The organism is Candidatus Ancaeobacter aquaticus (assembly GCA_030765405.1).
GTDB classification, from domain to species: Bacteria; Auribacterota; Ancaeobacteria; order Ancaeobacterales; family Ancaeobacteraceae; genus Ancaeobacter; species Ancaeobacter aquaticus.
Map to the genome: position 1 here is coordinate 38,492 of JAVCCP010000052.1, position 12,646 is coordinate 51,137.

The following is a 12,646-nucleotide window of genomic DNA, read 5'->3' on the forward strand; positions in this document are numbered from 1 at the left end:
TCAAATAGTTTCTGATTCAAGCATATAACTTTCTGCATTTTTATATTCTTTCCATTGTCCAATGTCAATCCATCCATCATATATCGGATATACAGTTATTTTTTCTTTATTTATCAATTTCGAAATTAAGTCGTTCATGTCCATATACTTTCCCTTCTTCAAGTATGATAGAATCCTAGGTTCCATGAGGTATATCCCAGTATTTATCACATAATCATGAGTAGGTTTTTCAGATAAATTAATTAGTTTTTCATCTGACATTTCCAAGATACCATATGGTATTTTATGCTCACTATGACTTCCCACTATCGTTAAAATAGCATTATGCTCTTTATGCCATTCCAGTACCTCTTTATAATTAATGCCCAGTAATGAATCACAATTAACAACGAAAAATGTATCTTTTAATTTATTCTCAAGTAATTGCAAGCCCCCAGCAGTTCCTAAAAATTCATTTTCTTCAACCCAATCAATTAAATAATCGCACATATTCTCTTTAAGAAATAATTTTATATACTCTTTTTTATAGTTTAAGGTGTACAAAAACTTCCTAAACCCACATGTGTAAAACTTTTCCATTATATGTTCAATAACCGGTTTGTTTCCAATTGGTATTAATGGCTTAGGAAAAACTCTTGTAAAAGGATCAAGTCTAACTCCTTTACCTCCTGCCATAATTACAACCTCATTATCAAGAAATGAGTTTGTAACTATATGCGTTTTATTTTCCAAAAACTCTGTCCAGAAATATACATCAACAATTTTCCCTGCACCGTTTAAGACTGGTATTTGCTCACATTTGTTTTTCACCATCATTTCTTTAACTTTTTGCTCAATATTCTGCATATTGGAGCGTACTGAAGTAAATTTTTTTTGCATGATATTCTCGATACTATCTTGAAACTTTACACCTTTTATTATACCTCTCCTAATATCTCCATCCGTTAGTGTACCAATGAGTTTAAAGTTTCTATTTGTTACAAATAATATTTTTTCAGCAGTCTCCGTAAGCATTTTCATTGCTTGCTTTAATGTGATATTTGCAGAAACTAATAATCTATCTAATTTATTTTTTTTCATTTATCCACCATATTTTACTGTTCAATATCAAAGAATTTCTTCTTGAGCAGACTCTCTCCCATATTAATGCTCTTGAGCACCTCTACTATTTGTTTACTGGTATTACCATTACCGTATGGATTTTTTATCGCCGATAAACTATTCTTAAATTGAGGGGATATTGCAATTTTTATTGCTTCAGCAATATTTTCATCCCTACATCCTTTGACATCAATAACATTGTTTGCTCGTATCCTCCCCTTTTGCCTGTTTCCTATGTTTACTACCGGCAAATGAAATGATGGCGCTTCTATGATGCCACTCGATGAATTTCCAACCATAATAGATGCATATTTTAAGAGTGACAAATAATGCAACTGTCCAATAGACTCTATTATTTTAGTGTTCTTAATCCTTGTTTTTGTATATTCTTCAATGCGCTTTAATATTATTCTTCCTTCAGTGTCTGCATTCGGCAAAGAAAAAAGCCAATACATATCCTGATATCTATCCAAAGATTTTAATAAAGCATCTATATGTTGTTTTGCTTTATTCTTTTCTAATGTCACAGGGTGATATGTTACAATGCCATATTTTTTACCCTCAGGAATGCCAATATTTTTATAAATGCTTCTGTTTTTTAACGGGAGCTTAACGATATTTTCGATCCCTGGTGCCCCAAAGCAAAAAATATTTTCTTTTCTTTCGCCCATTTGCATGATTCTCTTTCTATATACTTTTGTTGATGCAAAATGAATATGACTCATCTTTGTAATTGCGTGCCTAAAACTTTCGTCAATAGCTCCTTCCGTTGTTTCCCCTCCATGTATATGAGCAACAGGAATTCTGAAAGGTACAGCAGCAGACACTGCAGAGAATATCTCAAAACGATCTCCCAAAACGAGAATAATATCCGGTTTAATACGCTCATAAGCATTCCCAAAAAGGATCGTACCAAGCCCCATTGATGAAGATATGCTTTGAGGTGTATCTGATGAAAGTAATATTTCTATCTTCTCAGTTATAGGAAATCCATCTTTTTCTATACGATTAACTGTTAACCCAAATTCAGGAGATAGATGCATTCCTGTTACCATGAGCTGCAATTTTAACACTGGATCTTTATGTACAGCTTTAATAATACAATAAAGCAATCCATATTCAGCTCTTGATCCTGTTATTATCGCGATTTTACGCATGCCTAATATCTTCCCATGTTATTGTGGAATCAGCTGATATATTTTTCCTTACTTCCAAGCCAATTACCTCATCTTTGAATTCCGGCAGAATACCATTCCCCGGACGTTTTATTTTAATATCGCTCGAAGACAATATTTCTCCTACTTTTATATCCCTAACTGATACCAAGCTTTTTCTTGCGACAGTCCTAATATCATATTCATTATGCACAGGCTGTTTAATTCCATTTCCAAAAGATACTTCAACATTTCTTATTGCCTTAATCATAGCATTCAACTCTGTTGGATCAAGAGAGGCTTTATGATCAGGACCTTTCATATTTTTATTAAGGGTAAAATGTTTCTCTATAACGGTTGCCCCTGTTACGACTGCAGCAATTGCCACCTCAATCCCAAGCGTATGATCAGAATATCCAACAGGTACACCAAAAGTTGTTTTCATAGTTTTCATTGCTAATAGATTAGAATCGCTTGCTGCTGCGGGATAATTTGAAACGCAATGCAATAAAGTCAGCTGTGGTTTTTTGATCTGGCACCCCCAAACTTCATGTATCCAGCGTATTGCTTTTTCGACTTCCTCTAAATAAGACATTCCCGTAGAAAGTATGATTGGTTTTGTTTTTGCCGCTATATACTGGATGAGCTGCTTATTTGTTATTTCGCCTGACGGTATTTTAAATATTGATACGCCGATGGCATCCAATAAATCTGCTGAAACTTCATCAAATGGTGTAGACATAAAAATAATGTTCTTTGATTTACAATATTTGGCAAGTTCATTATATGCGTCTTTATCTAATTCAAGTCTCTTCAACATTTCTATCTGTGGTTCATCAACCCCAATATTCTCAGATTGATACCTAGCCATACCAGCTTTAGCAATTACCAGACTACTAGCTTTAAACGTCTGGAACTTAACAGCATCTGCTCGTGCCTCAACAGCTGCATCAATAAGCTTTTTTGCTGTTTCAACAGAGCCGTTATGATTTACACCCGCCTCCGCAATAATGAATGTTCTCACCTTACCTGTACTCCCCTTTTATCACAAAATTATCAGGAACATCTTTAGCCACAACGGCACCTGCACCTATAAGTGAATTCTTTCCAACGCGAATACTCTGTATCACTATAGCCCCTGCACCTATAAACGATCCTTTACCTACTTCACACCCCCCACAGATAGTTGCTCCTGGAGCTATATGGGTATCTTTTTTAACTATGCAATCGTGCTCAATAATCGCCCCAGTATTTACTATACAATTTTCGGATATGAACGAATCAGACTGCACTATCACACCCGTCATTATTTGAACTCCTTCAGCTATATGCGCTGATTGCGACACATGTGATGACGGATGAATTAATGCTGGCATCAAAAACCCTTGTTTTTTAAGATTCTCAAATAAATCACTTCTTTTATGATCATTATTTCTAACTGTACCCACCGCGACACAAGCATTTTTAATTCCTTTTACATATTGGTCAGAAACGATATCGTCTCCACCCAAGACATTAACACCGCATACCTCAGAGCCAACTTCTTTTTGAGGATCGATAACACCCGCAATTTCATAAATAGCTTGTGCCTTAATTAATTCGATGAGCACTTTTGCATGCCCTCCGCCGCCAACAATTATAATTTTTTCTTGTGCACTCATAGTTAATTACTCAGGTATTTTTTAATAGTTTTAGTTACATACTCAATATCTTCATTTTTTATCCCAACGCTTGAAGGCAGATTGATACACTGTTCAGAGACCTCTAGTGCATTAGTTATGTTATACGATTCATTACTTTTATACATAGGAAGAGTATGGATTAATTTCCATATAGGTCTCGCATGAATATCATTCTGTATCAAATAGTCCAAAAGCGGTCTTTTATGTTTTTGTCCCACCTTAATTGTGTTAAGCCAAAAATTACTCAACGACCAAGTTTTTTCGCATAAAACTTCTATAACATCAGAATCTGATAACAGTTCCTTATAGAGCATTGCATTTTTCCGTTTTACTTCAACGATGTCATCCAATTTCTCAAGTTGAGCTATACCCATAGCTGCCTGGATATTAGTTAATCGATAATTGTATCCAATCTGGTCATGATCAGATGTAAGAGAATCGCTTTTAGCCTGTGTTGTTAGGTGTTTTGCATGATGTGCCTTTTCATCATCATTCGTTACGATCATACCTCCCCCACCAGCAGTTATGATCTTATTGCCATTAAATGAAAAACACCCAATGTCACCTATCGATCCAGTTTTTTTATCTTTATACTTTGATCCCAGACTTTCTGTTGCATCCTCAATAACAGAAATATTATGTTCTTTAGCAATAACCATCAAAGGATCCATATCAACAGGATGACCAAATATATGTACAGGAGCTATTGCTTTTATTCTTCTTTGTGTTTTCTTGTTATAGGTAAAGCCATCTGTCCTTTTTTCGCACTCATTACGCAAAAAATCAGTAACTTTATTTATATCCATACATAAAGTGTTAGGATCACAGTCCATAAAAACCGGCTCTGCATTACAATACTTAACGGCATTGACCGGTGCAACAAAAGTAAGTGTCGGAACAATTACTTCATCGCCTTGTTTAACGCCACATACTAATAAAGATATATGTAGTGCTGAGGTTCCATTAACAGTCGCAATACCATGCTGTGCACCACAATATGATGCAATATTATTTTCAAACAGATCAACGTACTTACCTACAGAAGATACCCAACCAGTATCAAGGCAATCCTTTACATACTTCCATTCATTCCCTGATATAACAGGTTCGGATAAAGGTATAGATCGTTTTTGCATATTTTCCTTTAAATATTGTACATGTTCCATTTATACCTGCTTATATTATTCTTATCTTTAAACCACTCGATAGTTTTTTGTATGCCGTCTTCTAAAGATACCTCTGGAACCCATCCAGTTAACTCTGTTATCAAAGCATTTGAGCACAGTAATCGTTCGACTTCACTCTTCTCAGGTCTTATTCTAGAATTATCAGTAATAATTGTTGGTTCAACATTTATTAATCTACCTATAAGAAGTGCGAGCTCTCCTATACTAATTTCTTTTCCTGACCCAATGTTGACTACTTTACCGATTGCATTTTTACAGGTACTCAGTGCAATATATCCGTAGCATGTATCTGTCACATAATTAAGATCACGCGTAGGAGATACCGCCCCTAGTTTTATCTCTTTTTGGCCATTAAGTAATTGAGTTATTATTGTCGGTATAACTGCCCTTGCAGATTGACGTGGCCCATATGTATTAAAAGGTCGTACAGTTACTACAGGAAGATCAAATGAACAATAAAATGACTCAGCAATTTTATCAGCACCAATTTTTGATGCAGAATATGGTGACTGTCCTTGCAGTGGATGTTTTTCATCCATTGGTACGTACTGTGAAGTCCCATATACTTCTGATGTAGATGTAACTAAAACACGTTCAACATTATAGTCTCTACATGCCTGTAAGATATTCAATGTACCTTTAACATTCGTATCAATGTACACATCCGGAGAATGATACGAAAAAGGAATGCCTATTAACGCTGCTAAATGAAATACAATATCGACACCTTTCACCGCATTTCTTACTCCGTTAGGATCTCTGATGTCCCCTGCAAATATCTCAATATTTGCTAACTTTTCCTTATGTAACGTATCGAGCCATCCCCATGAGCTAAAAGAATTATAAAAAACAAATGCTTTAACCTTGCATCCTTGATCAATAAGTGACTCTACGAGATGACTTCCAATAAAGCCATCAGCACCAGTGATTAATACTTTCTTATTTTTTAGTGTATCCATACAATAAATATCCTCTTATTGAAGTATTGTTTCATACTTATTAGATTCATTATTCTCTACTTCATTTTTTAACGTTTCTATCTCGATCTTCAACCTCTCATATTCTGTAACTTTTCTTTTAATAAAATTAGCAGCCAAAACAGTTTTCGTCTTAATGCCCTCAGGAGTTAGAACATACATATATGCTATTTTATTATTAGAGTTTTTGAAATTGGTGGCTTTGATTATGCCCTTATCGATAAGAGCTTTTAAGATAAAATTGGTTTTACCAAGACTTATCTTATGTTTTTGGGCAAGAAAGCGCTGGGTGATCTCGGGATTTAGCTCGATATCTTTAATTATCGAATATGCTTCTTCACTGTTTAATATGCTGTTTTTTTCGTTTTCCATATTGTCCAATATTTGTTCGTTCAACAAGTGAACAGACATTATTGCATAGGGGGGTAAGATAGGTCAATAGATTTGTTCAATAAATGAACAGATTATTAATTTAATAGAAAACTTTCACTAAATAGAGCCCTTGAGATGGTGCTGTAGGAACGGTCATAGACCGTTTTTTGAGTTCTAAAAGCTTCTTTATATCGTTTGGGGTAATCTTACCTCTCCCTACTTCAATAAGTGCTCCAACAATGCTTCTTACCATTTTATAGAGAAAGCCGCTTCCTTTGATATCAATAGTAATAATATCCCCTTTTCTCTTTATCTTGAGATATATGATCTTCTTTATAGGAGAGCCCTGATCTTCGCCGCTATCAGCGCTAAATGAGGAAAAATCATGTGTTCCTACCATATATTTGACTGCAGATAGCATTTTTCGTTCATTTAGCCGGCAAAGCTTAAAATGATACATGTAGTCCCTATGTATAGCGGGAGCAATTTGGGTATCACTTATGATATATCGGTAATGCTTTGCCTTCGCATCAAAACGGGCATTAAAGTCTATTTTTGCTTCTTCTGCTTTTACTACTCGTGTATCGTCGGGTAAATAAGAATTTAAACCCATTTGAATGTTTTTTAGGGGTAGTCTTGATTTTGTTTTAAAACTTATCGCTTGTCCATAGGCATGGACACCGCTATCAGTTCTGCTTGAATACTCTATTTTTGGGGTTTCTTTGGTAAGCTTCTTTATTGCCCGCTGGATTTCCTGCATGACCGTGCGATCTTTTGGCTGTATTTGCCAGCCACAGTGGTGTGTCCCATCATATTCAATTGTAAGTTTTAGATTTCTCATAGGTGCAATATCTTTTTACGTATCTTTGGTGTCAGCAATAACTAATATATATCAAAAATTGGTCATAACTATTTTTAGATATATATACTTTTGGTCAACAATTTATCTGGAGTGGTAAAGTCTCTTTAAAAAACTTCTTTTTTGGTCTTCCAGGATTTAAACACTGTAACAAACGTTTTGTCAATATTTTATAGTGCCAGGCACTTAATTATTAGAGGATGTTTACTTTTTTGTCCACAAGTTAGTTCTCGCGTTTTCTACTTTTGGAAGATCATTTGTGTCCAGCCGTTCCAAAGTAAATGCGTTATCTTTGTTCAAATTGGCAATATCAACTTTTGTGGTCAGAGCAAATTTACAATGTTTTTTTCTTAATATATCAATTAATGAACTATTACACGCACCATATGGATAACACATCACCCAATTATCAGTCGATGAGCCTACTTCCTTTAGAAACTCAAGAGACAGGTCTATTTCCTGTTCTTGTTTCTCAGGTGATAAAGTATTTAACCAGTAATGGTCATATCCATGGCTTCCTATATACATTCCATTACGAGACATACATTTTAATTGATTAATATTCATATATAACTCTCTTGAAAATGCACCTTCGTCATTAGTAACATATTTATTGAATAATTTATCTACAATTATATTTCTTAATTTTACTTTTAATTCAACTTGTAATAGGCGTTTAATAAAAATAATATCCTTCGAATCAAACCGATCTACTTGAGCAAGCTTGGAAAAATAATAATCATTGCTTTCAAGAGAGTATTCTGATCTATATTGATCAAGGTAATTATATACATCATGAAGAAGATCATCGATATTTGAAACTGAGGCAAGTATGAAATGTATTTTATTGACATCAAGAACTTCATTTTTAAGGATTGCTTTTGCAGGTGGAAAAAAACATCCTTGAATGCCTTTTTCCTCTAAAAGCGGAAATACTGTTACAAAATGATCAATATAAGCATCATCGAATGTTAATAAAATTGCATTAGATGGAAAACTCTTCATATTTTCATAATAAATAGCATCAATACAATCTTCAATCGTAACAAATTGATAGTATTTCTCCATATATGCAAGCTGTTCCTTAAATTGACTTGTCAGTAGCCCCTTGATTTTAGGATATCTTGTGTATTGCAATTCTCTAACAAAATGATACATCACAATTGTAATTTGTTTCATCTCGGCCTCCTCATAAAATTAAATTCGGTCGATCTTGGTCAGAATCACCTTTAAAAATACAAAAGTTGAAATCATTGTCACATTTATAAGCGTAGTCTAAATCGATATTTTTCTTCTCAAATGGCTCAAAATAATTCGGTATAATAACCTCACTGGTTGAGTCTCTTTTAATAAATCCACTAGTAGTCAGGTTTATCTCTTTAATCCCAATATTGTAAAAATCAATATACTCAGCATTATAGTGCTGTAATAATCTTTGAAACTCGCCAAACATTCCGAATAATCCCTCAGCATTACCAAAATAATCAACTATTCTCAACGCATGATATGAATCGTGAGAAGATAACCTAAAAACTAATATTCCAACGATAGAACCTTGGCTCTTTATCCCATATACATGGTAGTTATATATTGGATGGCAATAATATCGATGATAAAGATAACCAAGGGACTTTTCTGGTATCTGAGTATTTGGTATAAAGTTTTTAAATTCTCCCGATAATTGAAGAAAATCTGATTTTCTGTATTGAATCAATTTCTTTTCATTTTCCATCGTTAGCCCACTATGATATTGCCCATGAAAATTACCAATCAAATAAAAATCAGTTATCTGCTTATTGACAAGATACCAGTGATTCAAAATTCCTACTTTATAACCCATGTATTTATAAATTCGTATGACTCTAGGGTTTAAACCAAACGCAGAAATAGAACAAGGCTGTTTATTAGAGGCTAAAAAACTCAATAATAATAGTCCCAATCCTGAATGTTTAATATCATCTCTGATCATCCAAATAGCAAGCCACAGATCAATATTCTGGATTGATTTATCAAAATGGCATGTTGGGATAAAACCTAAAATTCCGTGAATTTCATTTGTCTTAAGATGTTTAGCGATAACAAAATTATAAAGTTGATTTTCCTCATCGTAGTGTTGCCAATCCATTAATTTTTTACTTGTCGTTAGAGCATGATTGCTTTTCCAGTGATCTTTTATAAATCGTTGAAGTTCTAACAATTCAGTTTCTAAACAAATGTGTATACTATAATTTTCCAATGAGCCCCCCATGAAAACTCCTTATCTTCTTTAACCTTTCACTATACTGTTGGTGATAAGATACCATATTTTCCAACTTTAACATCATGCCCATAAGATGCATAAGCATTCCTCATGATAAAATCATCTAATCGAACATTATCGCTTATTAAACAATATGGACATATAACTACGCCTTCTCCTATTTTTGCTGTTGGAATTATCAAGAAAGTTGAAGAATCAAAGAAATAAATTTCGCTCCTCTTTTTTTATATCTATACTATAATTATTTTTTCAACGTATTTAGACTGATAATTATTTATTTCCATAATTATGCCTTTCTTATAATCAATAAATTACAATACTTCTGATATTTATTGTAATTTACTTATCTTGCACTATATCCCCCATCTACAATTAAATTAATACCAATTATCCATTTTGCAGCATCGGACAACAAAAATGCACAAGCACTTGCTATGTCCTCTGTTTTACCTAAACCCAAAGGATGCATATTTATAATTAATTTCTTGGATTCCTCTGAAAGATTCTCAAACATTTTATTTGACATCTCTGTTTCCACCACTCCTGGAAGTACACAATTCACCTTTATGTTTTTGGGTGCCAACTCCAGTGCCATTGCCTTTACGCCTGAGGTTAATGCTCCTTTTGAGCTGCAATAAGCAATTTTTCCTGACTGTCCTAAAATCCCCATAACTGATGATATAAATACAAAACTTGCTCCTTCTTTGTTTATATATTTTTTCTTAGAAATAATTTTAGCTAATTCAAATCCTGCGATTACATTTACCGAAAATATCTCTTCATAATAAGAGGGTTTCATACTCCTTAATGGTAAGGTCACTTCTGTCCCTGCAGAATGAACAAAACCAGATATTCTGCCTATTTTATCCACAGCAGTATTTACAACTTCTTCTAATTTAGCATATTCTGTAATATCTTGAGAAAGAATCAGATGATTTCCCTTTTTTAATTTATTAAAAATATCTTTAAGTCTTTCCTTATTGCGGGCAATTAAAATTACATTAGCTCCTAATTGGCTTAAAGTTATAGCACATTGCCTTCCAATACCCGAAGAAGCACCAGTAATAATAATATTTTTATTTTTTAAGTTAAAGATAGGATTCACCACAATTAAAATAGTTCTCTTTATTCAAAATGCTCTTTCCCTATTAAATCTATTAAACTTTTAATTGTTGTTATTTTAATAAAATCGCTAGATGGTATCTGTTTACTAAAATTCTTATCAATCATAGCAATAATAGATAATACACTTAAAGAGTCATATTCTTCTAACTCTTTTAAATTAGTCTCTAAAGTAATTTCTTGATCTTCATCTTCTATTTCTAAAGCTTCTTTTAATTCATCCATAAAATTATCTACTTTCATTATATCTTACTCCTTTTTATGTTTTAATTATTGTTCCTCCCCAGGAATATCCTACACCAAAACCCACTAAAAGAACCTTATCTTCCCTTTTAATTAATTTATTATCTAACGCATCTTTAATGGCTATGGGTATAGTGGCAGAAACAGTATTGCCAGTATGTAATAAATTTAAATAGAACTTGTCTTTGGGAATGTTTATTTTTTTTCTCAGATATTCATTCATGTATTTATTGGCTTGGTGAAAGATTACATAATCTAAATCATCTAAGTTAGTATTATTTTTTTCTAATGTTTCAGACACTACTTTGGGAACAGCCTTAATAGTAAAATTAAATATTTCTGGTCCATTCATATATATATCATTGTCTGTCCGGATGCTACCTGAACCATCATCAATCTCCTTAGCATTAGGATCATATCTTTTTCTTAATCCGCCATTGGGCACAATAAGATTTTTATATCCACTTCCATCGGTACCTAAAACAAATTCACCTATATGTTCTTCTTCTGATTTCTCAATAATAGTAGCTGCTGCAGCGTCACCAAAGATAGTTCTATTTCCTTTATCCTTGGGATGAATATGTTTGTTATAAGTTTCGGAAGTAATTAATAAAATGTTTTTAGCAACCTTTGATGTTATCAGAGATTTTCCCAAGGCAAGTCCATAGACAAAACCAGAACATCCTAAATTATAATCAAAAGCTCCTATGTTTGTTCTAAGACCAAGTTTATCTTGTAGAATACAGGAGCTAGAAGGCAGAAAATAATCCGGGCTTTGGGTACATAGCATTAATAAATCTATTTTGCTTTTATCATAATTTGTTAAAATTTTATCTGCTGCCTTAAAGGCTAAATCTAAAGCAGTTTCATCTTCTTTTACGATATGTCTCTCTCTTATACCTACCTTTTTTTTAATTTTTTCCGAGGACCAGTCGGGAAATTGTTTGGCTAATTGATCATTAGTAATAATTTTTTCTGGTAAATAATATTCTATATTGGTTATTTTTGCTCCCATAATAAATTCCTTTTTACTATTTTATTTTATACGAATTTTAAAGATTATGTATTTTATTTTTTGTATAACTTAATTTTTTTAATACGTTTCTTGGACATAAAGTGTCACTTCTTTATTCAAAATCTCTTTAATAAAAGGGCTATCTTTTTCTAAACATTCTTTTACTTCACTTGGAGTATAAACAATTATATCCATAGGAAATATCCGGTCGGAAAATATTTTCTGTACTTGGCGAGATCTTTTATCTCTTCTCAAATCTGATTCCATAATAAGAAATAGAACAAAATCACTGTCTTCGGCAGGATTTCCCCATGCATATGAACCGAAAAGAATAACCTTTTGCGGATGAAAATTCTCTTTTATCTTCTCAGTTATTTCATTAATTATTTCTTTATTATTCATAATCTAAACCTATTTAAATTTTTTGTCTGTATTTTAGACATCATACAACATGATATTTAAGGGGCTCCCCAATGTCAAGACCAGTTTTAAAGAAAGTTAAGATATAATAGTAGTAGTGGTTTCTCTTTCTTTTTTTGCTTCTTTTTTTCGTAACTACTCAGGTACCCTGTATAGTATTGGCATAAAGGGTTTGTCGGCAATGGCATCAGAGAGAACTCCAATGGGATTAACAGAGTTCTTTTTTGCGGTTGATATGTAGCTGCGGATACGGC

General features: G+C 33.1%; 14 protein-coding genes. All 14 read right to left on the reverse strand.

Annotation, left to right across the window (positions count from 1 at the left end; translation table 11 throughout):
* On the reverse strand, positions 1-1,080 hold the full coding sequence (locus P9M13_06930) for a sugar phosphate nucleotidyltransferase (GenBank protein ID MDP8263019.1): 1,080 nt from the start codon (positions 1,078-1,080) through the stop codon (positions 1-3).
* A 14-nt stretch (positions 1,081-1,094) separates the two neighbouring features.
* Complete coding sequence (neuC, locus tag P9M13_06935) at positions 1,095-2,258, reverse strand: UDP-N-acetylglucosamine 2-epimerase (GenBank protein ID MDP8263020.1); 1,164 nt, start codon at positions 2,256-2,258, stop codon at positions 1,095-1,097.
* Positions 2,251-3,279, reverse strand: coding sequence for an N-acetylneuraminate synthase (gene neuB, locus P9M13_06940; protein MDP8263021.1), 1,029 nt, complete (start codon positions 3,277-3,279; stop codon positions 2,251-2,253). The genes neuC and neuB overlap by 8 nt, the downstream gene beginning before the upstream one ends.
* Position 3,280: 1 nt before the next feature.
* Positions 3,281-3,916, reverse strand: a complete 636-nt coding sequence (locus P9M13_06945; GenBank protein MDP8263022.1) for an acetyltransferase — start codon at positions 3,914-3,916, stop codon at positions 3,281-3,283.
* Between the two features lie 2 nt (positions 3,917-3,918).
* A complete protein-coding gene (locus P9M13_06950) occupies positions 3,919-5,103 on the reverse strand; it encodes a LegC family aminotransferase (GenBank protein MDP8263023.1) in 1,185 nt (394 codons plus the stop codon).
* Positions 5,082-6,083 (reverse strand): NAD-dependent 4,6-dehydratase LegB, encoded by a 1,002-nt coding sequence (locus P9M13_06955; GenBank protein ID MDP8263024.1) that lies wholly within the window; start codon positions 6,081-6,083, stop codon positions 5,082-5,084. The genes P9M13_06950 and P9M13_06955 overlap by 22 nt, the downstream gene beginning before the upstream one ends.
* Positions 6,084-6,098: 15 nt before the next feature.
* A complete protein-coding gene (locus P9M13_06960) occupies positions 6,099-6,473 on the reverse strand; it encodes a MarR family EPS-associated transcriptional regulator (GenBank protein ID MDP8263025.1) in 375 nt (124 codons plus the stop codon).
* A 100-nt stretch (positions 6,474-6,573) separates the two neighbouring features.
* Positions 6,574-7,314 (reverse strand): tRNA pseudouridine(38-40) synthase TruA, encoded by a 741-nt coding sequence (gene truA, locus P9M13_06965; protein MDP8263026.1) that lies wholly within the window; start codon positions 7,312-7,314, stop codon positions 6,574-6,576.
* Between the two features lie 222 nt (positions 7,315-7,536).
* Entirely contained in the window at positions 7,537-8,511 is a 975-nt protein-coding gene (locus P9M13_06970) for a polysaccharide deacetylase family protein (protein MDP8263027.1), read from the reverse strand.
* A gap of 10 nt (positions 8,512-8,521) precedes the next feature.
* Positions 8,522-9,580, reverse strand: coding sequence for a hypothetical protein (locus P9M13_06975; GenBank protein MDP8263028.1), 1,059 nt, complete (start codon positions 9,578-9,580; stop codon positions 8,522-8,524).
* Positions 9,581-9,935: 355 nt separating this feature from the next.
* The gene (locus tag P9M13_06980) at positions 9,936-10,700 is read right to left on the reverse strand and encodes an SDR family oxidoreductase (GenBank protein MDP8263029.1); all 765 of its coding nucleotides are present in this window, start codon (positions 10,698-10,700) and stop codon (positions 9,936-9,938) included.
* A 17-nt stretch (positions 10,701-10,717) separates the two neighbouring features.
* Positions 10,718-10,957 carry an acyl carrier protein gene (locus P9M13_06985; GenBank protein ID MDP8263030.1) on the reverse strand — a complete coding sequence of 80 codons (240 nt, stop codon included), beginning with the start codon at positions 10,955-10,957 and terminating at the stop codon, positions 10,718-10,720.
* Positions 10,958-10,973: 16 nt separating this feature from the next.
* Positions 10,974-11,972, reverse strand: coding sequence for a ketoacyl-ACP synthase III (locus P9M13_06990; GenBank protein ID MDP8263031.1), 999 nt, complete (start codon positions 11,970-11,972; stop codon positions 10,974-10,976).
* 78 nt (positions 11,973-12,050) lie between these two features.
* On the reverse strand, positions 12,051-12,374 hold the full coding sequence (locus P9M13_06995) for a nucleotidyltransferase domain-containing protein (GenBank protein ID MDP8263032.1): 324 nt from the start codon (positions 12,372-12,374) through the stop codon (positions 12,051-12,053).
* Between the last annotated feature and the right edge of the window lie 272 nt (positions 12,375-12,646).